We start from the raw sequence: 20133 nt of genomic DNA, 5'->3' as shown, positions 1-20133 counted from the left end.
AGGGAGAGATTTCATGAACATCACGCGTCTGCTCGTCGCCAGTGTCGCCACCGTGCTCCTGGCCGGTTGCTCGAGCTTCACCCGCCCCAGCAGCGAGGCGCTGCCCAGGGATGCCCGCTGGGGCCTGGTGCCCTTGGCCAACTATGCCCAGGCGCCCATGGCCGGTGATCGCGCGGCACAGATCCTGGTCAGCGTGCTCGGCGAGCGTGGCCTGCACCCCCAGGTCTACGACGACAGCCAGGCCGGCAACCCCACCGACGACGAGAAGGCCCGCCAGCGTGCGGCCCTGGACTGGGCTCGCCAGCAGAATCTGCAATACGTGCTCACCGGTAGCGTCGACGAATGGCAGTACAAGAACGGTCTGGACGGCGAACCCGCGGTGGGCGTGACCCTGCAGGTACTGGATCCCGGCAGCGGCAAGGTGCTCTGGAGCAACAGCGGCGCCCGCTCCGGCTGGTCGCGGGAGAGCCTGGCCGCTACCGCGCAGAAGGTCTTGCGTGGCACCGCCCAAGAGCTGCAGCTGCGCTGATGGCCCTGCAATCCGTCCACAAGGACTTCACCCTGGCGCCCCGCGCCAGTGGCCGCCTGTCCTGGCTGGAGACCCTGCTGGTCACGGCGGCCGCCCTGGGCCTGGGCTTCTGGCTGGTGCCCAATGATCCCTTGATGGTGGAGCTGGCCTTTCCCTGGGTGGTGTTCGCGCCCATCCTCATGGGCGTGCGCTATGGCTTCATGCGCGGCCTGGTGAGCGCCGCGCTGCTGGTGGCGGCGCTGCTCTACCTGCATCGGCAGGGTTATCCGGCCTATGCGGAGATCCCGCCATCCTTCATCGTCGGCGTGCTGCTGTCGGCCATGCTGGTGGGTGAGTTCCGTGACATCTGGGATCGGCGCCTGGAACGCCTGGACCTGGCCAACGACTATCGCCAGCTGCGCCTGGACGAATTCACCCGCGCCCACCACCTGCTGCGCATCTCCCACGATCGCCTGGAACAGCGCGTCGCCGGCAACGACCTCAGCCTGCGCAGCTCCCTGCTGGACCTGCGCCGCCAGCTGCGCGAGGTGCCCCGCGAGCAGGATGCCCTGCAGGCTCTGGCCGAGCCCATCGTCGGCCTGCTGACCCAGTACGGCTCGCTGCGGGTGGCGGGATTGTACCGGGTCGGGGGCGCTGGCCAGGTGGATCGCCGCGCCTTGGCCAGCCAGGGCGAGATGCCCGGCCTCGACCCCGACGACCTGCTGGTGCGCCTGACCCTGGAGCGTGGCGAGACCCTCAGCATCCGCCAGGCGCTGCTCGAACGCGGTGAAACCCAGCACTCGGCGCTGCAAGCCTGCGTGCCCCTGCTGGATACCGAAGAGCGGCTACTGGCGATCCTCGCCATCGAGCAGATGCCCTTCTTCTCCTTCAACGAGCGGACCCTCAACCTGCTGACCATCCTGGCCGGCCACATCGCCGACCTGCTGGGGAGCGATCACCAGGCGCTGGCCCTGGCCGACGACGACGCCCAGCAATTCTCCCAGCATCTCAAGCGTTCGCTGCGCGATGCCCAGCAGCACGCCCTGCCCGCCTGCCTGTTCTGCTTCGAGATGACCGAGGCCGACGGTGGCGAGCGCGCCCTGGCCCTGCTGGAGGGCAGTCGCCGCGGTCTCGACCTGCAGCTGCGCCTGACCAACCAGGCCGGCCACGCCTGCCTGCTGGTCCTGCTGCCGCTGACCTCCTCCGATGGTCTGGAAGGCTATCGCCGGCGCCTGCGCCAGCTGCTGGCGGAGCGCTACGGCCAGGACAGCACCCTGGAAAGCCTCGGCGTACGCAGCCACGAACACGAGCTGCTGCCCAAGACCCGCGCCCAGGAGCTGCGCGTCTTCCTGTTCAACGAGTGTGGCCTGCATGAACAGCAAGTGGCTGTTTAGCGGCGCCTTCGCCTTCGAGGCCAGCAGCTGGGCGCTGCTGTTCGCCAATCTGCCGGTGGCAGCGGCAGCCCTGGCCTTCGCCACGGCCCACGCCGCGGGCAGTGCCCTGCTGGCCGGCGGTGCCTGGCTGCTGCTGCCCCGGCGCTACCAGCGGCCGCTGCCCTGGAGTCCGCTGTTCCTCTTCGCCCTGGCGTTCTTCATCCCGCTGGTGGGTGCGGCCGGCGTGATCGCCGCGGTCTTTCCGGCGCTCTACGTGCCGCGCAAGAAGCGCGAGATCGCCTGGGAGGCGCGTAGCGTGCCCAACCTGCCGTTCCGCCCCCTGGAGCGGCGGGAGGAGATGCTGTTCAGCGACGGCGGGCTACAGGACGTGCTGCGCCACGCACCGAGCCCGGACAAGCGCCTCACCGCCCTCTTCGCCACCCGCCGCATGCCGGGGCGTGATGCCATCCCCATTCTCAAGCTGGCCCTGCGCGATCCGGCCGACGACGTGCGGCTGCTCGCTTATTCGATGCTCGACCAGCAGGAAAGCCAGATCAACCAGCGCATCGAGACCCAGCTCGGCGAATTGGCGAGTACCCCGGCGGAACGCCAGCCCGCGCTGCACGGCACCCTGGCCCGCGGCTACTGGGAGCTGGCCTACCTAGGCCTGGCCCAGGGCAGCGTGCTGCGCCACGTGCTCGGCCAGGCCCGCGAGCACGTCGAACTGGCCCTGGCCGGCGAAGAGAACGAAGAACTGCGCATCCTGGCCGGTCGTATCGCCCTGGAACAGGGCGAGCCGGAACGGGCCCTGGAGTTCTTCCAGGCCGCCGAGGCGGCCGGGGTGCCGCCGGCCCAGCTGGCGCCCTTCCGCGCCGAGATCGCCTTTCTGCGCTGCGATTACGCGCTCATCCCGGCGCTGCTCGACAGCCTGCCGGCGGATCTGAAGAAGCGGCCACCGTTCGCCGCCCTGGTGAAGTACTGGTTATGAAAGACGTCCCCGCCGCCGCCGTCACCCCCGATGTCTGCCTGCTGCTGGAGGGCACCTGGCCCTATGTGCGCGGCGGGGTGTCGAGCTGGGTCAACCAGCTGATCCTCGGCCTGCCGGAGCTGACTTTCTCGGTATTCTTCATCGGCGGCCAGCGCGAGAACTACGAGAAGCGCCACTACGCCATTCCGCCCAACGTAGTGCACATCGAGGAACACTTCCTCGCCGGCTCCTGGGTGCCCAAGGCGGCCCCCCTGAGTCCGCGGCGGCAGGCGCCGGTGCAGTTGCTGCGTGACCTGCACGCCTTCCTGCACCACCCCGACGAGCCCAGCGCCGCCCAGGGCGACGCCCTGGTGGACGCCTTCGCCCAGGGCAGCGTGACCCTCGAAGACTTCATGTACAGCCGCGCCAGCTGGGAGGCCATCACCGACGGCTACGAGCGCTACTGCACCGATCCCTCCTTCGTCGACTATCTCTGGACCCTGCGCGCCATGCAGGCACCGCTGCTGATGCTGGCCGAAGCGGCCCGCCGCCTACCGCGGCCGCGGATGATCCATTCCATCTCCACCGGCTACGCCGGCATGCTCGGTGCCATCCTCCAGCGCCGCTGGGGCTGCAATTTCCTGCTCAGCGAGCACGGCATCTACACCAAGGAGCGCAAGATCGACCTGGCCCAGGCCAAGTGGATCGCCGAAGGCCCGGACGAGGCCCTGCGTACCGGGCTGGACGTGGACGTCAGCTACATCCGCCGGCTGTGGATCCGCTTCTTCGAGCGCATCGGCCTGCTCACCTACAAGGCCGCCGATCCGATCATCTCGCTCTACGACGGCAACCGCCGCCGGCAGATCCAGGACGGCGCCGATCCGGCACGCTGTCGGGTGATTCCCAACGGCATCAGCCTCACCCAGTGGCAGGACGCCCTGGAGCGCCGCCCCGAGGGCGTGCCGCCGGTGGTCGGGCTGCTGGGCCGGGTAGTGCCGATCAAGGACGTCAAGACCTTCATCCGCGCCATGCGCGGGGTGATCAGCGCCATGCCCGAGGCCGAGGCCTGGGTGGTCGGCCCGGAGGACGAAGACGAGGAATACGCCGCCGAATGCCACAGCCTGGTCACCAGCCTGGGCCTGGACGGCAAGGTGAAATTCCTCGGCTTCCAGAAGATCGGCGACATCCTGCCCAAACTCGGCCTCATGGTGCTGACCTCCATCAGCGAGGCCCAGCCGCTGGTGATCCTCGAAGGCTGGGCCGCCGGCGTGCCGGTGGTGAGCAGCGACGTCGGCTCCTGCCGCGAACTCATCGAAGGCTCGACGCCGGAGGACCGCGCCCTGGGCACCGGCGGCAGCGTGGTCGCCATCGCCGATCCCCAGGCCACCGCCCGCGCCATCCTCGCCCTGCTGCGCAACCCCGGCCGCTGGCAGTCCGCCCAGCGCACCGGGCTGGCCCGGGTCAATCGCTACTACACCGAGCCGCTGATGCTGGAACGCTATCGCGAGCTCTACCAGGACGCCATCGGGAGGGTCGTCTGACATGGCCGGCATCGGCTTCGAACTGCGCAAGATCCTCGCGCGCGACTCCTACACCGCCACCCTGCGCGCCTACGTCTACGCCGGCCTGATCAGCTCGGGCCCCTGGGTGCTGTCGATCATCAGCGTGATGCTGATCGGCGTGCTGGCCACCGGCATCGTCACCCCCAGCGTGCTGATCCGCCAGTTCCTGGTCACGGTGACCTATCTCATGGCCAGCTCGCTGATCCTCACCGGCGGCCTGCAGCTGTATTTCACCCGCTTCGTCTCGGACCGGCTGTTCGAGGAGAAGCAGACCAGCATCCTGCCCAACCTGGTGGGTATCCTGCTGCTGGTGACCCTGGTGGCCGGCGGCCTGGGCTTCGTGCTGCTGGCCACCCTGTTCGACCAAACCTTCGCCTACCGGCTGCTGGTGCTGGCCAACTTCGTCACCCTCTGCGACCTCTGGCTGGTGATCATCTTCCTGTCCGGGATGAAGGCCTACAACCGCATCCTGGTGGTAATGACGCTGGGCTACGCCATCATGATCGCCGCCGCCTTCGTGCTGCGCTTCCTCGGCATGAACGGCCTGCTGATGGCCCTGCTGCTGGGGCATGCCGCCCTGCTGTTCATGTTCCTCTACGACATCATTCGCGAGTACCCGGCCGACCGCCTGGTGGCATTCGACTTCCTCGACCGCAAGCAGATCTTCGTCAGCCTGCTGGTCACCGGGCTGTTCTACAACCTGGGTATCTGGGTCGACAAATTCATCTTCTGGTTCAATCCACCGACCTCCGACGCCGTCATCGGCCCCCTGCGCGCCTCCATCCTCTACGACCTGCCGATCTTCCTCGCCTACCTGGCCATCATCCCCGGCATGGCGGTGTTCCTGGTGCGTATCGAGACCGACTTCGCCGAATGGTACGAGCGGGTGTTCAACGCCGTGCGCGGTGGCGAGACGCTGCAGCACATCGGCCAGCTCAAGGAGCAGATGATCCTGGCCATCCGCCAGGGCCTGCTGGAGATCTGCAAGGTCCAGGGCCTGACCCTGGTGCTGGTGTTCCTGTTGGCGCCGCAGTTGCTGGAATGGCTGGGCATGTCCCACTACTACCTGCCGCTGTTCTACATCGATGTGGTGGGGGTGAGCATCCAGGTGGTGTTCATGGCGCTGCTCAACGTCTTCTTCTATCTCGACCGACGCGACACCGTGCTGATGCTCTGCACCCTGTTCCTCGGCCTCAACCTGGCGCTCACCCTGCTCAGCATCGAGCTGGGCCCGAGCTTCTTCGGCTACGGCTTCACCGTCTCCCTGGCCTGTTGCGTGCTGCTCGGCCTGCACCGGCTGGACCAGGTGCTGGACGACCTGGAGTACGACACCTTCATGCTCCGGCACTGACGGCCGGCGGCACCGGACGAACGGTGTGACCCGATACCCGCGGGGGCGTCCAACACAGCTCACCCCTGCAGGACCCTGCCATGAATACCGCCGCCTTGCGCCTCGTGATCCAGACTACCCAGGTGCGGGCCCGGGACAGTGGCGAGGCCAGCCGCACCTTCGCCGACCAGGCGGCGCGCAATACCCAGGACGGCGCCAGCCGCGGCCCAGCCCTGGAGCGCTTCGCCAGCGCCTATGTCGACAAGGTGCCCGACGCCCTCGAAGCGCTGCTGCTGCAGGCGCGGGCGGTGGCCTTCGAAGCGCCCCTGGCGCAGGTGCTCGAACGTGCCCTGGCGGGTTTCGCCCCGGCCGCCCTGGCCCAGGCGCCCTCCGCCAGCCTGGCGCTGCTGGCCGCCGCCTATCGGGTCCATCGCCTGCTCGAAGGCCTGCAGGACAGATTCGCTGCCTGGTGGGGCGCCACCTGCGCCCCGGCCGCGCCCAGTCTGGGCAATCTCATTGCCCATCAACTGCTCGGTCAGTTGACCGTCGCCGCCCTGGAAGACGCCGTGGATGGCTGGCTCGACGATCTGGATGCCAGCGTCGAACCCCGGCTGACGCGCCAGTGCTGCCAGCCACGCCTGAGCCGCACCCCGCTGGCCGCTCCGCACGCAGCTCTGACCCGCAGCCGCCAGCGGCAACGTAGCGTTCGATAAAACGCACGTTTCGGCGCCTTTGGCCGCCGAGTGTCAAATATATTGATAACCCTTCCGGGCCGGTTTAGGGTGGCTGCTCACCGCCACTAGCGAGGAGTCACCCATGAGCATGCCCAGCCGCACCGAGTGGGAGCAGCGCTTCCAAGGTCTCACCCTGGAAGGTCGCGCCTTCATCGACGGCGCCTATGTCGACGCCGCCTCCGGCGCCACCTTCGATTGCCTGAGCCCGGTGGATGGGCGCTTCCTTGCCAAGGTCGCCAGCTGTGACGCTGCCGACGCCGACCGTGCCGTCGCCGCCGCCCGCGCGGCCTTCCAGCAGGGTACCTGGGCGCACCTGGCACCGGCCCAGCGCAAGCGCGTGCTGATCCGCTTCGCCGACCTGCTGCTGGCCAATGCCGAAGAGCTGGCGCTGCTGGAAACCCTCGACATGGGCAAGCCCATCGCCGACTCCTTCACCATCGACGTGCCCGGCTCGGCCAACGCCATCCGCTGGAGCGCCGAGGCCATCGACAAGCTCTACGACGAGGTCGCGCCCACCCCGCACGACCAACTTGGCCTGGTCACCCGCGAACCGGTCGGCGTGGTCGCCGCCGTGGTGCCCTGGAACTTCCCGCTGATGATGGCCTGCTGGAAACTCGGCCCGGCCCTGGCCACCGGCAACTCCGTGGTCCTCAAGCCCTCGGAGAAATCGCCGCTGACCGCCATCCGCGTCGCCCAGCTGGCCCAGCAGGCCGGCATCCCGGCCGGGGTGTTCAACGTGCTGCCGGGCTACGGCCACCAGGTCGGCAAGGCCCTGGGCCTGCACCCGGACGTCGACACCATCGTCTTCACCGGCTCCACCCGGGTCGCCAAGCAATTGCTGGCCTACTCCGGCGAATCCAACATGAAGCGGGTGTGGCTGGAGGCCGGCGGCAAGAGCCCCAACATCGTCTTCGCCGACGCCCCCGACCTCGAGGACGCCGCCGCGGCCGCCGCCAGCGGCATCGCCTTCAACCAGGGCGAGGTCTGCACCGCCGGCTCGCGCCTGCTGGTGGAGCGCTCCATCAAGGACCAGTTTCTGCCGCTGGTGATCGAAGCCCTCAAGGGCTGGAAGCCCGGCCACGCCCTGGACCCGGAAACCAACGTCGGCGCCCTGGTGGACACCACCCAGCTGGAGACCGTGCTGCGCTACATCGAGGCCGGCCATGCCGAAGGCGCGACCCTGGTCGCCGGCGGCAAGCGCACCCTGGAAGAGACCGGCGGCGTCTACGTCGAGCCGACCATCTTCGACGGCGTGAACAACGCCATGAAGATCGCCCAGGAAGAGATCTTCGGTCCGGTGCTCTCGGTGATCACCTTCGACACCGCCGAGGAAGCCATCCGGATCGCCAACGACACTCCCTACGGCCTGGCCGCCGCGGTCTGGACCCGCGACATCTCCAAGGCCCACCAGACCGCCCGCGCCCTGCGCGCCGGCAGCGTCTGGGTCAACCAGTACGACGGTGGCGACATGACCGCACCCTTCGGCGGCTTCAAGCAGTCCGGCAACGGCCGCGACAAGTCCCTGCACGCCTTCGACAAGTACACCGAGCTCAAGGCGACCTGGATCAAGCTGTAAACCTCCGACGGGATGAGCCGGCGCCGGCTCGTCCCGCTACTCGCCACTGCCGGTGGCGACCCTGGCTCTTCCTACGAATGCATCGGCAGCCCAGCCAGGCTCAAGGGGCATGCTCGTCGATGGGGAGCGGACGCGGCGCCAGCCGGGTCGACAGCACCACCGCCGTCTCGGTCCGTCCATAGGGGTCGAACACCGCGAGGGTACGCTCCAGATCGGCCAACGAGGGCGCTACCACCTTGAGCACGAAGGCCGCCTCACCGGTGACGTGGAAGGCTTCGCGCACTTCGGGCATGTCGGCCAAGAGGGCTTCGATCCGCGGGTAGCGCTCGGCCGGCACGAACAGGCGGATCAGGGCGGTGACCGGATAGCCCACGGCATGGCTGTCGATTTCCGTCCGATAGCCGAGGACCACGCCGCGCTCCTCGAGCCGCCGGAGACGCTCCGCCAGGGCCGGACTGGACAGCCCCACCCGCCGACTCAACTCGGCGAGACTGAGCCTGGCATCCGTCTGCAATTCCCTGAGCAGGCGCCGATCGAGACGATCCAGCGGCTTGGTCATCGACGAACCTCCATTCCTTCGGTTTGCCCAGCAGCATACCTGCGAAAGGCCATGGAGCAGCCGACCTCCGAGCCGCCAGACTTTCCCCAAGTCATCCGGAGGAAACACCATGATCGTCTGGCAAGGAATGTTGTTGGGTGTCGCCATCGCCGCGCCGGTGGGTCCGATCAGCCTGCTGTGCATGCAGCGCGGCCTCGCCGGAGGCTTCAGCGCCGGCGCGAGGTTCGGTCTGGGCATCGCCCTGGCCGACGGCCTCTTCGCCATCGCCGGCGCCCTGGGCGCCACCGCCCTGGCAACGCTGTTCGGCACCCTGCAGCCCTGGCTGCAACGCCTGGCCGCGGTCTATCTGGGCTATCTGGCCTGGCGGACCTGGCATGCCGCGCAAACGACGGCGCCGGCCCAGGCAGCGACACCTGGGGGTTACCGGGAGATCGCCACGGGTTTCTCGCTGACCCTGGCCAATCCCCTGACCATCGTCAGCTTCGCCACCCTGTTCGTGGGTCTGCCACCGAGCGCATCCTCGCTGAGCGGTCAACTGACCCTGGCGGCTGGCCTGTTCCTCGGTTCCCTGCTCTGGTGGCTGGCGCTGGCCGGGTTCTGCGGCGGCCTGAGGCAAACGCTGAAACCCCGCTGGCGGCGCAACATCGACCTACTGGCCGCGCTGGGCCTGGCCGGCCTGGGGCTGTTCGTCCTGCTGCGCAGCCTGTGAGCGGAGCCTACCGGCTGCCGCGACCCCGTGTTTTCAGCCGTTCACGCGCGAAGTGGCGAGCGACCTCTTGGCCGGTTAGGCGCCGCGACGAATCAAAGCGAGGCAATGGCAAGGGGTGACAGTGCAGTCCAGACGGCCCGCCGCTACGCTTGAAAAAGCGCCACCCACCTTGTCGGGACGGCGTGTGAACAGCGTACCCGGGGCCGGGCGGCAACAAGGGCCGTGCTCCGGATCTTGCGCGCGGCGATCCGATCGAAGCGCGTCCAGGACCGGCCGGGCCCGCTACGACCCGGCCGGTAACCCTCACTGGTAGACGTGGTAGCTGGCGAACCTGCTGACCTCGAGGTTGCCAGTCCAGCTACTGGTCACCCGGTTGGCGTCCCACTCGTACCAGTGCGGCCCGACCGGATCGCCGATCCCGACCGAACAGTTGCCGCGACGCACCCAGGCCCCCCGGAACTGGCCGCTCTTCCAGCGCCGCTCGACGACCTGGATGGGCTGGGCATTCCAGCCCGGCTTGATGCGGATATCCCAGTTGTAGGACGTGGTCATGGATTTGTCCTGACTGTAGTTGCCATCGACGCCCAGGATGCTCAGGTACCTACCGATGAAAGGAATCTTCTCCGGATTGAGGTTGACCCCTACCGACCAGCCGTAGCTGGTGGTCTTGGACTCGCCCCAGCGGTAGGTACAGTCGATGGTGCCGCCGCTCGGGCAACGGAAGATGGTGCCCCGCCAGATCCAATCCTGCCAGGTATCGCGGGCCTGTTGCTGGGCGAAGGCCTTGGAACCATCGTCGAGCAGGGTCTCCTCGGTGTGGTTCTGGAAACACTCGCCCGCCTGGGCCAGGCCGGTCGCCAGCATGAGGCCAAGCGCCCCGCCCAGAGTGAATTTCGCAATAGCGGTCATGGCTTCCCTCCTCAAAGACCGAAGACGTTTTCGATGGTGTTTTCCAATGTGCCCGGTTTCGCCCCGGAGCCAGCGCTAGAGCCGGGGATGCGCAGCTTGCTCTCGGAGAGAGTGTCGAACACGCGAGGGCGATCAACGGGGGTCATCAGCAGGCCGTAGCCATTCTTGGGCTTGCTGACCACCAGGGCATCGGCGTCGAGGCTCATGCCAAGGGCGTGCTGGGCGTTCTCGCTGGCCAGTCCCAGACCGATCTGGTTGTCGAAGAGCACCTTCCCGCCTTGGCTCAGGGTCGTGTTGACGGCGCTGCGCACCTGGTCGTCGACGATGACGTTGGGACCTATGACCAGATAGTCGTAGTTGCCCGAGGTCACGACCTTGGTGTCCGCGCCCTTCAGCCGATTGAGCACGAAGCCGGTGTTGCCCAGGACCTTGAGACGCAGATAAGGGCCCTGATCGGTCGTTTCCGCGGCCTGGGCCGTGGCGGCCAGCCAGGACGACAACAAGAGTACGGCGATGAGTTTCGACGGCATGTCGTTGGTCTCCCTAAGTTCTCGAAAACAATAAGAAGTAGAGTTTCTACGAGTGAAGTCGACGCCAAGCGGAATCGCGGCCAATGCCGGAGCAAGAGGCCTTATCGAAACAAACGCAAAGCCGTGCGCAACGGGCAAGAATTGCGCAACTCTTGGAGTTTGTCTCGATAAGGCCGTGCTGGAAGGCGCTTGGCGTGGGCATCTACAGCAGCAAGGCGCCAGCGAAGTGCCTGACGGACTGCAACTTAGAAACCAAACCCAAGGCTAATAATTTCTTGTTAAAAACTAAAGGAAAGTCTTAGGCAGGGCGCAACGCCCAAATAATAATAAGATATTATCAAAGAAAAATTAGAGTGGCGTAACTTACCGACCAAAGTTGCCGATAACTATCGGCGCCATGGAGCCATGTCAAAAAGCCGTCAATGAAACGGCTAGACTTTTGCCCAATTCATGACGGAAAACCGACGCTCAAGATGAGGCAAGATCCCAAAAACAATGTAACAAAATATGTCAAAGAACTTCTCGAGGGATGCCTCCGCGGACGCGACAGCCTGGCGTCCCCAGATGCCCGGCCGGACTCGTCCGCGAGCCGGACCGGGCGAGGACGTTCAGCCGAGTAGATCCACCAGCAGGTCGTCGTGCCGGCGCAGCTGCCGGTCCAGGCGCAGCTGGCGGGTGCGGAAGATCGACTTGAGGTCTTCCAGGGCCTTGGCGAAGTCGTCGTTGATGATCAGGTAGTCGTACTCGACGTAGTGGCTCATCTCGCTCACCGCCTCGCGCATGCGCCGCTCGATGATCTCGGCGCTGTCCTGGCCACGGTTGTCCAGGCGCTGGCGCAGGGCGGCCTGGCTCGGCGGCAGGATGAAGATCGACTGGGCCTGGGGCAGCTTGCGGCGCACCTGCTGGGCACCCTGCCAGTCGATCTCCAGGATCAGGTCGTGGCCTTCGGCGAGCGTCCGCTCCAGGGCTGCCTGGGAGGTGCCGTAGTAGTTGCCGAAGACCTCGGCGTGCTCGAGGAAGTCACCATGTTCGAGCAGGCTGGTGAAGGTCGCGCAGTCGACGAAGTGATAGTTCACCCCGTCCACCTCGCCCGGGCGCATGGCACGGGTGGTGTGGGAGACCGATACGCGCACCTCGGGCAGGGCGTCCAGCAGGGCCTTGACCAGGCTGGTCTTGCCGGCGCCGGAGGGCGCGGAAACGATGTAGAGGGTGCCGGGAAGGGCTGTCATGGAAATCCGCCTATTCGATGTTCTGCACTTGCTCGCGCATCTGTTCGATGAGCACCTTGAGATTGATGGCCGCCTGGGAGGCCCGCGCATCGATGGCCTTGGAACCCAGGGTGTTGGCTTCGCGATTGAGTTCCTGCATGAGGAAGTCCAGGCGCCGACCCGCGGCGCCCTGGGCCGCCAGTACCCGGCGCACTTCGGCCACGTGGGTTTCCAGGCGATCCAGTTCCTCGGCCACGTCGCTCTTCTGCGCCAGCAGCACCAGTTCCTGCTCCAGCCGCGCCGACTCGAATTCGACGCCCGCCTCGGCGCAGCGCTCGAGGATACGCCGCCGCTGCAGCGCCAGCAGCTCCGGCAGCAGCGCCCGGAGCGTCGCCACTTCCGCCAGCACCAGTGCCAGGCGCTCTTCGATCAGGCGCCCCAGTTCCTGGCCCTCGCGTTGGCGACTTTCCAGCAACTGGTCCAGCGCCGTCTCGAACAGGGCCAGGGTCTGGGCCTTGCGTTCGGCGCCATCCATCTCGTCACCCACCAGCACCCCAGGCCACGCCAGCACGGCCAGCGGATCGAGCTTGGCCGGGCGAGCGATCAGCGCCGCCACGTCCTCGGCCGCGGCGACCAGTTGCGCCGCCCGGCGCGCATCGACCCGCAGCCCGGCGCCTTCGTCACGGACCTCGCGCAGCACGCACTCCACCTTGCCGCGCGACAGCCGCCGACGCAGCGCCTCGCGCACGCTGGCCTCGACGTCGCCAAGGGTTTCGGGCAGGCGCAGGTGCGGCTCCAGATAGCGATGGTTGACCGAGCGCAGCTCCCAACTCAGGGTGCCCTGGGGCCCCGGCCGCTCGACCCGGGCGAACGCCGTCATGCTGTGCACCATGGCAGGATCCTCGTCTGGCGGTGCGTGGAGGCCGAAAAGCGCCAGCCTTCCCCGCACGTAAAACGCACGATTCTAGCGCACCTGATCGGGGCACCCAACGCATCCGTGTGCACGAAGCGGGCGCTCCTATACTATGGACCCGATATCTACGCCTTACAGGAAGCCCGCAATGAAGCGTCCCAGTGGCCGCGCCGCCGATCAGCTGCGCCCCATCCGCATCACCCGCCAGTACACCAAGCACGCCGAGGGTTCGGTCCTGGTGGAGTTCGGTGACACCAAGGTGATCTGCACCGCCAGCGTCGAAGCCGGCGTACCGCGCTTTCTCAAGGGCAAGGGTCAGGGCTGGCTCACCGCCGAATACGGCATGCTGCCGCGTGCCACCGGCGAGCGGAACCAGCGTGAAGCCGCGAAGGGCAAGCAGGGCGGCCGGACGCTGGAGATCCAGCGCCTGATCGGTCGTTCGCTGCGCGCCGCGGTCGACCTGTCCAAGCTGGGCGAGAACACCATCTACATCGACTGCGACGTGATCCAGGCCGACGGCGGTACCCGTACCGCCTCGGTGACCGGCGCCTGCGTGGCCCTGGTCGACGCCCTGGGTGCACTCAAGCGTCGTGGCAACCTCAAGGGCAATCCGCTCAAGCAGATGGTGGCCGCCATCTCCGTGGGCATCTACCAGGGCACCCCGGTACTGGACCTGGACTACCTGGAAGACTCCGCCGCCGAGACCGATCTCAACGTGATCATGACCGATGCCGGTGGTTTCATCGAAGTTCAGGGCACTGCCGAAGGTACGCCCTTCCAACCGGCCGAACTCAACGCCATGCTCGAACTGGCCCAGGGCGGTCTGCGCGACCTGTTCGAGCTCCAGCAAGCCGCCTTGCGCGGCGAATGACGAGAGGCCCACGCCATGTACGACCTCGTTCCCGCTCCCAGCACCGATGCCCGGCGTTGGGCCATGCTCTGCCACTACGCGGCCTTCTTCGGCTTCCTGGTGCCCTTCATCGGTAACGTCATCGGGCCGCTGGTGGTCTGGCAGCTCAAGCGCGAGGACGACCCCTTCATCGACCGCCAGGGCAAGGAGGCGCTGAACTTCCAGCTCACCGTCACCCTGGTGCACATGGTCTGCTGGCTGCTGGTGTGGGTGCTGATCGGCTTCCCGCTGATGCTGCTGGTGGCCTGCGTGGCCTTCGTGCTGACGGTGATCGCCGGCATCAAGGCCAACCAGGGCCACGACTACCGCTATCCCCTGAGCTGGCGGATGGTCAAATAGGGCTTTCTGTGGCCTGCTTCCGATATCCGCGCTGAGGATGTCCACTGGCGCCGGCACCGTTTGACAGGCGCCGGAAGGCCTCCGCTATCATCCCTTCGGCTTACTTCTCGCACCTGCGCCCGCGCCCGTTCTCGACGGCCGTGGGCGGTAGCGTGCCCGCCTTCGCGCTCCCGCGCCTGCAGTCCCACGGTCACGCCAAGGTGGCGCGCCGTCGGCTGTCCTCCGTTGCTTACTTCAGGACTGGTGGCCTCCGCCACCGGCATCAAGACAGGGATGATCATCATGTCGGCTGCAACCGCCAGCTCCTCCGCCTTCCCACGCGCGCTCGAATGGCGCTATTCCACCCTGATGGTATGGACGGCCATCGGTCTGCTGTTCGTCGAAACCTTCTCCGGCTTCCTGCGCTACGCCCTGGACATGGTCGGTGCCTCGGCCCTGATCTACCTGCCCAAGATCGCCTGCTTGGCGCTGTTCGCCCTGCAGCTGGCCACGGTCAGGGTACCCAAGGTGATCTGGGTCGGACTGCTGGCCGGCCTGGCCTACGCCGCCCTCGCCCTGCTCCACGGCGGTACCTTCAACAACGTATTGTTCTCGCTGTTCGTCTACAGCCCGCTGCTGTTCGGCCTGCTCTGCGGCCGCGAGCTGCTCAAGCAGAGTCGCCTGCTGGCGCGGGCCATGTTCCCGCTGCTGATCGCCTGCCTGATCGGTATCGCCCTGGACAAGTACACCTCGGTGCCCTGGAAGGGCTACAGCTACAACCTGGGCGGCAACGACATCGCTGGCAACACCCAGTGGGTCGCCGGCGAAGCGGACCGTATCGCCGGCTTCGCCCGGGTCTCCAACGTGCTGGCGGCGCTGATCGCGGTCTACTGCCTGTTCCTCGCGCAATTCGCCCGCTCCAAGGCACTCTGGCTGGTGGTCGCCCTGGTCGGCTTCTTTGGCATCCTGCTCACCACTAGCAAGGCGCCTGCCGCGGCCTTCGCCTTCACCCTGCTGCTGATGATGACCCGCCGCTTCCAGTGGCCGACCTATGCCCTGATCCTGCTCGCCGTGGTGGGCGGCATGCTGCTGCCGGCGCTGAGCCTGATCCGCGACTTCGATCCCCTGGTGGTGATGAGCGACAGCGGCCTGGCTTCCTTCTACGACCGCCTGGTGAACACCTGGCCCAATGTGGTCGCGGAGATGAGCCGCCATGGCTGGACGCTGGAAGGCGCCGGCTTCGGTCTGTTCGGCAGCGCCATGGCCGCCTTTCCCGTGCCCGGCATCGAGTTGTTCGTCACCAGCGACAGCAGCCTGGTCTACCTCTGGTGCGTGTTCGGCGTGGTCGGCATCCTCGGCTATGCCTTGCAACTGCCGGTGTTCATCCGCCTGCACAGTGCGCCCGACCGCCTGAGCCACACCCTGTTGGCCATCGCCTTCTGCCTCTGCCTGATTGGCTGGACCACCGACCTCTTCGATATCGGCGTCGGCAACCTCTTCGTCGGTATCATCCTCGGCTATGTGCTGATGCGTGATCCGGAAGACGACGAACAACAGCGCCTGCGACCGATCAGCGGCAGCGCCCTGACCGATTGAACCTCGCAGCAAGGAAAAGGAAAAGGAAAAGGGCCGACCCCGCAAGGGATCGGCCCTTTTTCATTACCGCGTGGATCAGGTCACCGGGGCCGGATTGAACAGTGCCAGGTCATTGTGCAGCCGATGGCGCTCGGCCCAGGTCTGCCGCCGGCCGCTGGCCACGTCCAGGTAGCACTGGAAGATCTCCCAGCCCATCTCTTCCAGCGACAGCCGCCCACTCACCACCCGGCCGGCATCGATGTCGATCAGGTCGGGCCAGCGCTCGGCCAGCTGGGTACGGGTCGAGACCTTGATCACCGGCACCATGGACAGCCCATAGGGCGTGCCGCGACCGGTGGTGAAGATGTGCAGGTTCATGCCCGCGGCCAGTTGCAGGGTGCCGCAGATGAAATCGCTGGCCGGGGTGGCGGCGAAATAGAGGCCCTTGCCGCGGATCTTCTCGCCGGGCGCGATGACCCCGGCGATGGGGCTGGTACCCGACTTGGCGATCGACCCCATGGCTTTTTCGACGATGTTGTTCAGCCCACCCTTCTTGTTGCCAGGGGTGGTATTGGCACTGCGATCGGCCATGCCCCGCTCCAGGTAGCGGTCGTACCAGTCCATCTCGCGGATCAGGGCATCGGCCACCTCGGGGGTGGCGGCGCGCGGGGTCAGCAGGTGGATGCCATCACGCACCTCGGTGTTCTCGGAGAACATCACGGTGGCGCCGGCCCGCACCAGCAGATCGGCGGCCACGCCCAGGGCCGGGTTGGCGGTGATGCCGGAGAAGGCATCGCTGCCGCCGCACTGCATGCCCACCACCAACTCTGAAGCCGGCACCGTCTCGCGGCGGCGCTGATCGAGCACTTCCAGACGCGCCTCGATCAGCCCCAGGATCTGCTCGACCATGCCGGCGAAGCCGTTGGCCGAATCCTGCAGGCGGAACAGCCAGTCCTCTTCGTTCTGCCCGGCGGTGAGCTCATCGCCCGGCATCAGCTGGCTGGCTTGCAGCTTCTCGCAGCCCAGACCGATGACCAGGGCCTGGCCGCCGAAATTGGGGTTGCGGCTGATGTTGTGCAGGGTACGGATCGGGATCACCGCATCCGGCGCGTTGATGGCCACCCCGCAGCCGTAGCTGTGGGACAGCGGCACCACGTCGTCGACGTTGGGGTAGCGCGGCAGGATCTCCTTGCGTACCCGCTCGACGCAGTGGTCCAGCACCCCCACCACGCACTGCACGGTGGTGGTCACCGCCAGGATGTTGCGGGTGCCGACGCTGCCGTCCGGATTGCGAAAGCCCTCGAAGGTATAGCCTTCCAGGGGTTCGCCAACCTGGCCGGGCGCGGTGGCCTTGGGCAGGTTGTCCAGCGCCGGTGGCTCCGGCATGCGCAGCAGGGCCTCGGTGATCCAGCTGCCGGCGGGAACGTCCTGCAGGGCGTAGCCGATGACCTCGCCATAGCGCACCACCTCTGCGCCCTCCTCGAGATCCACCAGGGAGACCTTGTGGCTCTGGGGAATGGCCTCGACGGTGGTCAGGCCATCGGCAAAGGCGGTGCCGGCGGCCACGCCGGGTTCGTTGACCACCACCCCGACATTGTCCTGGGGGTGGAGCTTGATGTAGCGCGGCGAATCACGGTGATCGATCAGGTTCATGTTCTTATCCTCTGCCGGGCTCAGGCCCGGGCCGGGTCAGGCTGGGTCGCGCCCAGGATCTCGCCGTCGGCGGTACGCAGCTCGACGCGCTGGATGCGACCGACGATGAACAGGTAGCTGCACACGGCCACCAGGGCATTGGCCCCGACATAGACCAGCGCCCACTTGAAGGAACCGGTAGCGGCGATGAGGTAGCCGATGACGATGGGGGTGGTGATGGAAGCCAGGTTGCCGAAGGTGTTGAACAGGCCGCCGGAGAGGCCGGCGATCTGCTTGGGCGAGGTATCCGCCACCACCGCCCAGCCCAGGGCACCGATGCCCTTGCCGAAGAAGGCCAGGGTCATGAAGCCCACTACCATCCAGTCGGCGTCGACGTAGTTGCAGAAGATCATGCTGGTGGAGAGCAGCAGGCCGCAGACGATGGGCAGCTTGCGGGCGAAGGTCAGGGAATGGCCGCGACGCAGCAGGTAGTCGGAGATCACCCCGCCCAGCACCCCGCCGATGAAGCCGCAGATCGCCGGCAGCGAGGCGATGAAACCGGCCTTGAGGATGGTCATGCCGCGCTCCTGCACCAGGTACACCGGGAACCAGGTCAGGAAGAAATAGGTGATGGCGTTGATGCAGTACTGGCCGAGGTAGACGCCGAGCATCATGCGATTGGTCAGCAGCTGGGCGATGTAGTGCCACTTGGGCCCGCCATCCTGCTGACGAGTGCCGTTGTCCATGTCCACCAGGCCACCATTGTCACGGATGTGCGCCAGCTCCGCGGCGTTGATGCGCGGATGCTCCTTGGGGTTGTGGATGTATTTCATCCAGACCACGGAGAACAGGATGCCCAGGGCGCCCATGATGACGAAGACGTGCTCCCAGCCGAAGTGGAAGACGATGCCGCCCATGATCGGCGCGAACAGCGCGGTGGCGAAATACTGCGCCGAGTTGAAGATCGCCGAGGCGGTACCGCGTTCGGCGGTTGGGAACCAGGCGGCGACGATGCGCGCATTGCCCGGGAAGGACGGCGCCTCGGCCAGCCCGACCAGGAATCTCAGCATGAACAGGGTGGTGACCGCCCAGGCCACCGGCAGGCCGCCGACCAGCCCCTGCAGCAGGGTGAAGAACGACCAGAAGAAGATGCTGCCGGCATAGACCTTCTTCGAACCGAAGCGATCCAGCAGCCAGCCACCGGGAATCTGCCCGGCCACGTAGGCCCAGCCGAAGGCGGAGAAGATATAGCCAAGGGTGACGGCGCTGATGCCCAGGTCTTTCTGCAGGCTGGAGCCGGCGATGGCGATGGTGGCGCGGTCGGCGTAGTTGATGGTGGTCACGACGAACAGCATCAACAGGATCAGGTAGCGCACCCGGGTGGGTCTGGTGGCATCCATGGGAAGCCCTCTTGCGTGATTATTTTTATTGAAGGCGCGGACCACTGGATGATTGCGCAATCATATCTCGATGCGACAATCGGCCTCAGTCCTTGCGTTTGCCCAAGACTAAGCCATGATTGCGCAACCATACAAGTACGACGTCTAACGACATCAATACCGACGGTCAGGTCGTGGCGCGGTCGATGATGTGGAAGCCTGTATCGATGCGCACGGCTTCACGGGAAGCGCCGCGCTCGGTGAAACGCTGTAGCAGCGCCTCAGCCGCCAAGGTGCCCATGCGATCGCCCTCGACACTGACCGACGACAGCGCCGGATGCATCTGGGCAGCGCTGGAAAGATTGCCGAAGCCCAGCACCGCCAGGTCCTCGGGCAGGCGCAGACCGCGACTGGCGGCTTCCGCCATCACGCCCTGGGCGACGGTATCCGAGCTGCAGACCACCACGTCGAAGGCCTCGCTGCGAGCCAGCAGCTGGCGCAACCCGGCCCGGCCGGACTCGACCAAGGCGGGCGCCGGCAGGATTTCCATCGATGGCGCCGGCAGGCCCAGCTCGGCCAGGCGCGCCACCAGGCTGCGACAGCGGCGCAGGGCGCGCGGATCGTCCACCGAGACCACGGCGAAGCGCCGATAGCCGCGGGCGTACAGATGCTCGGCCTGGGCCCGACCCACGGCTTCGTGGGAGAAGCCCACCTGCATGTCCAGCGGGTCTTCGCCCAGGTCCCAGGATTCCACCACCGGGATGCCGGCCTGGGCCAGGCGCTGACGACTGGCGGCGGTGTGCAAGGTACCGGTCAGCACGATGCCATCGGGCTTGCGCCCCAGCACCGCGGCCAGCAGTTGCTCTTCCTGTTCGGCGCTGTAACCGGTCAGGCCGAGCAGGGTCTGGTAGCCGGCCTGGGACAGGCGCGCCATCAATGCCTGGACGGTCTCGGCGAAGATGGAGTGGACGATGGTCGGCACGAACAGCGCCACCAGGCGACTGCGATTGGAGGCCAGGCCTCCGGCCAGCAGGTTGGGCACGTAGCCGGTGGCCTGCACCGCCGCCAGCACCTTGTCGCGCGCCGCCTCGCTGACGATCTCCGGCCGGTTCAGCGCCCGGGACACGGTGATCGGCGACACCCCGGCGACCCGGGCCACGTCGATGAGCGTGGGGGCGGTGGGGTTTGCCATCGCAGTGGGGGTTTTGCTGGACTTCTTGGCCATGGATCGCCAGGGATGGTGGAGAGGTTGGCCATGGTAACGGTTGGTACGGACGGCGTCCCCGGTGGACACCGTAGCGTGGAAAACCGCGCAGCGTTTTCCACCCGGGAATAGGCACCGTTGGATGAAAGAGCATCGAATCCCGTAGGAGCGGCCCATGGCCGCGATCAGGTCTGGCACAAGGTGTATCGGGGGGATGGGTGGATCCTCCAAGGGGGG

General features: G+C 66.7%; 19 protein-coding genes. 11 read left to right on the top strand and 8 right to left on the bottom strand.

The features are described 5' to 3' along the window. Nucleotides 1-13: 13 nt before the first annotated feature. The 7 genes from RND78_RS16270 to RND78_RS16240 all read left to right on the top strand — a co-directional run bounded on the left by RND78_RS16270 (nt 14) and on the right by RND78_RS16240 (nt 8050). The gene (locus RND78_RS16270; protein ID WP_312730260.1) at nt 14-529 is read left to right on the top strand and encodes a penicillin-binding protein activator LpoB; all 516 of its coding nucleotides are present in this window, start codon (nt 14-16) and stop codon (nt 527-529) included. Next, complete coding sequence (locus RND78_RS16265; RefSeq protein ID WP_312730259.1) at nt 529-1902, top strand: PelD GGDEF domain-containing protein; 1374 nt, start codon at nt 529-531, stop codon at nt 1900-1902. The genes RND78_RS16270 and RND78_RS16265 overlap by 1 nt, the downstream gene beginning before the upstream one ends. Beyond that, nucleotides 1880-2869 (top strand): HEAT repeat domain-containing protein, encoded by a 990-nt coding sequence (locus tag RND78_RS16260; RefSeq protein WP_312730258.1) that lies wholly within the window; start codon nt 1880-1882, stop codon nt 2867-2869. Before RND78_RS16265 ends, RND78_RS16260 begins: the two co-directional genes overlap by 23 nt. Beyond that, on the top strand, nt 2866-4389 hold the full coding sequence (pelF, locus tag RND78_RS16255; RefSeq protein ID WP_312730256.1) for a GT4 family glycosyltransferase PelF: 1524 nt from the start codon (nt 2866-2868) through the stop codon (nt 4387-4389). Before RND78_RS16260 ends, pelF begins: the two co-directional genes overlap by 4 nt. A gap of 1 nt (nt 4390) precedes the next feature. Next, nucleotides 4391-5761, top strand: a complete 1371-nt coding sequence (gene pelG / locus RND78_RS16250; RefSeq protein WP_312730254.1) for an exopolysaccharide Pel transporter PelG — start codon at nt 4391-4393, stop codon at nt 5759-5761. Between the two features lie 80 nt (nt 5762-5841). Further along, nucleotides 5842-6453: a hypothetical protein gene (locus tag RND78_RS16245; protein WP_312730253.1), complete on the top strand. Its 612-nt coding sequence runs from the start codon at nt 5842-5844 to the stop codon at nt 6451-6453. Nucleotides 6454-6556: 103 nt separating this feature from the next. Continuing rightward, nucleotides 6557-8050 carry an aldehyde dehydrogenase gene (locus RND78_RS16240; RefSeq protein WP_312730251.1) on the top strand — a complete coding sequence of 498 codons (1494 nt, stop codon included), beginning with the start codon at nt 6557-6559 and terminating at the stop codon, nt 8048-8050. Nucleotides 8051-8150: 100 nt separating this feature from the next. Here the strand turns inward: RND78_RS16240 and RND78_RS16235 are convergent, their stop codons facing one another. Continuing rightward, on the bottom strand, nt 8151-8609 hold the full coding sequence (locus RND78_RS16235) for an Lrp/AsnC family transcriptional regulator (RefSeq protein ID WP_312730248.1): 459 nt from the start codon (nt 8607-8609) through the stop codon (nt 8151-8153). Between the two features lie 109 nt (nt 8610-8718). Between RND78_RS16235 and RND78_RS16230 the strand changes: the two genes are divergently transcribed. Then, nucleotides 8719-9318, top strand: a complete 600-nt coding sequence (locus RND78_RS16230) for a LysE family translocator (protein WP_312730247.1) — start codon at nt 8719-8721, stop codon at nt 9316-9318. Nucleotides 9319-9621: 303 nt separating this feature from the next. Here the strand turns inward: RND78_RS16230 and RND78_RS16225 are convergent, their stop codons facing one another. The 4 genes from RND78_RS16225 to RND78_RS16210 all read right to left on the bottom strand — a co-directional run bounded on the left by RND78_RS16225 (nt 9622) and on the right by RND78_RS16210 (nt 12857). Further along, nucleotides 9622-10227: a hypothetical protein gene (locus RND78_RS16225; protein WP_312730245.1), complete on the bottom strand. Its 606-nt coding sequence runs from the start codon at nt 10225-10227 to the stop codon at nt 9622-9624. 11 nt (nt 10228-10238) lie between these two features. Further along, nucleotides 10239-10757 (bottom strand): hypothetical protein, encoded by a 519-nt coding sequence (locus tag RND78_RS16220; RefSeq protein ID WP_059230446.1) that lies wholly within the window; start codon nt 10755-10757, stop codon nt 10239-10241. A gap of 608 nt (nt 10758-11365) precedes the next feature. After that, nucleotides 11366-11986 (bottom strand): guanylate kinase, encoded by a 621-nt coding sequence (gene gmk, locus RND78_RS16215; RefSeq protein ID WP_059230445.1) that lies wholly within the window; start codon nt 11984-11986, stop codon nt 11366-11368. A gap of 10 nt (nt 11987-11996) precedes the next feature. Then, nucleotides 11997-12857 carry a YicC/YloC family endoribonuclease gene (locus RND78_RS16210; RefSeq protein ID WP_312730242.1) on the bottom strand — a complete coding sequence of 287 codons (861 nt, stop codon included), beginning with the start codon at nt 12855-12857 and terminating at the stop codon, nt 11997-11999. Between the two features lie 169 nt (nt 12858-13026). Here RND78_RS16210 and rph point away from each other — a divergent pair, with 169 nt between their 5' ends. From rph to RND78_RS16195, 3 genes are all read left to right on the top strand, one after another. Then, nucleotides 13027-13749 carry a ribonuclease PH gene (gene rph / locus RND78_RS16205; protein ID WP_312730240.1) on the top strand — a complete coding sequence of 241 codons (723 nt, stop codon included), beginning with the start codon at nt 13027-13029 and terminating at the stop codon, nt 13747-13749. 15 nt (nt 13750-13764) lie between these two features. Further along, nucleotides 13765-14127, top strand: a complete 363-nt coding sequence (locus tag RND78_RS16200) for a DUF4870 domain-containing protein (RefSeq protein ID WP_312730237.1) — start codon at nt 13765-13767, stop codon at nt 14125-14127. Nucleotides 14128-14409: 282 nt separating this feature from the next. Next, on the top strand, nt 14410-15702 hold the full coding sequence (locus RND78_RS16195) for a hypothetical protein (RefSeq protein ID WP_312730235.1): 1293 nt from the start codon (nt 14410-14412) through the stop codon (nt 15700-15702). Nucleotides 15703-15777: 75 nt separating this feature from the next. Here the strand turns inward: RND78_RS16195 and garD are convergent, their stop codons facing one another. From garD to RND78_RS16180, 3 genes are all read right to left on the bottom strand, one after another. Continuing rightward, a complete protein-coding gene (garD, locus tag RND78_RS16190; protein ID WP_312730232.1) occupies nt 15778-17334 on the bottom strand; it encodes a galactarate dehydratase in 1557 nt (518 codons plus the stop codon). 20 nt (nt 17335-17354) lie between these two features. Beyond that, nucleotides 17355-18713: an MFS transporter gene (locus RND78_RS16185; RefSeq protein WP_312730230.1), complete on the bottom strand. Its 1359-nt coding sequence runs from the start codon at nt 18711-18713 to the stop codon at nt 17355-17357. A 166-nt stretch (nt 18714-18879) separates the two neighbouring features. Beyond that, nucleotides 18880-19917, bottom strand: coding sequence for a LacI family DNA-binding transcriptional regulator (locus RND78_RS16180; protein ID WP_312730229.1), 1038 nt, complete (start codon nt 19915-19917; stop codon nt 18880-18882). Between the last annotated feature and the right edge of the window lie 216 nt (nt 19918-20133).

This window comes from Pseudomonas oryzihabitans (assembly GCF_032027545.1).
Taxonomy (GTDB): domain Bacteria; phylum Pseudomonadota; class Gammaproteobacteria; order Pseudomonadales; family Pseudomonadaceae; genus Chryseomonas; species Chryseomonas oryzihabitans_F.
This window is presented reverse-complemented; position numbering and strand designations above follow the sequence as displayed.

Coding starts and splice junctions, on each gene's coding strand:
- RND78_RS16270 (WP_312730260.1), top strand. CDS start 14: ATGAACATCACGCGTCTGCTCGTCGCCAGTGTCGCCACCGTGCTCCTG.
- RND78_RS16265 (WP_312730259.1), top strand. CDS start 529: ATGGCCCTGCAATCCGTCCACAAGGACTTCACCCTGGCGCCCCGCGCC.
- RND78_RS16260 (WP_312730258.1), top strand. CDS start 1,880: ATGAACAGCAAGTGGCTGTTTAGCGGCGCCTTCGCCTTCGAGGCCAGC.
- pelF (WP_312730256.1), top strand. CDS start 2,866: ATGAAAGACGTCCCCGCCGCCGCCGTCACCCCCGATGTCTGCCTGCTG.
- pelG (WP_312730254.1), top strand. CDS start 4,391: ATGGCCGGCATCGGCTTCGAACTGCGCAAGATCCTCGCGCGCGACTCC.
- RND78_RS16245 (WP_312730253.1), top strand. CDS start 5,842: ATGAATACCGCCGCCTTGCGCCTCGTGATCCAGACTACCCAGGTGCGG.
- RND78_RS16240 (WP_312730251.1), top strand. CDS start 6,557: ATGAGCATGCCCAGCCGCACCGAGTGGGAGCAGCGCTTCCAAGGTCTC.
- RND78_RS16235 (WP_312730248.1), bottom strand. CDS start 8,609: ATGACCAAGCCGCTGGATCGTCTCGATCGGCGCCTGCTCAGGGAATTG.
- RND78_RS16230 (WP_312730247.1), top strand. CDS start 8,719: ATGATCGTCTGGCAAGGAATGTTGTTGGGTGTCGCCATCGCCGCGCCG.
- RND78_RS16225 (WP_312730245.1), bottom strand. CDS start 10,227: ATGACCGCTATTGCGAAATTCACTCTGGGCGGGGCGCTTGGCCTCATG.
- RND78_RS16220 (WP_059230446.1), bottom strand. CDS start 10,757: ATGCCGTCGAAACTCATCGCCGTACTCTTGTTGTCGTCCTGGCTGGCC.
- gmk (WP_059230445.1), bottom strand. CDS start 11,986: ATGACAGCCCTTCCCGGCACCCTCTACATCGTTTCCGCGCCCTCCGGC.
- RND78_RS16210 (WP_312730242.1), bottom strand. CDS start 12,857: ATGGTGCACAGCATGACGGCGTTCGCCCGGGTCGAGCGGCCGGGGCCC.
- rph (WP_312730240.1), top strand. CDS start 13,027: ATGAAGCGTCCCAGTGGCCGCGCCGCCGATCAGCTGCGCCCCATCCGC.
- RND78_RS16200 (WP_312730237.1), top strand. CDS start 13,765: ATGTACGACCTCGTTCCCGCTCCCAGCACCGATGCCCGGCGTTGGGCC.
- RND78_RS16195 (WP_312730235.1), top strand. CDS start 14,410: ATGTCGGCTGCAACCGCCAGCTCCTCCGCCTTCCCACGCGCGCTCGAA.
- garD (WP_312730232.1), bottom strand. CDS start 17,334: ATGAACCTGATCGATCACCGTGATTCGCCGCGCTACATCAAGCTCCAC.
- RND78_RS16185 (WP_312730230.1), bottom strand. CDS start 18,713: ATGGATGCCACCAGACCCACCCGGGTGCGCTACCTGATCCTGTTGATG.
- RND78_RS16180 (WP_312730229.1), bottom strand. CDS start 19,917: ATGGCCAAGAAGTCCAGCAAAACCCCCACTGCGATGGCAAACCCCACC.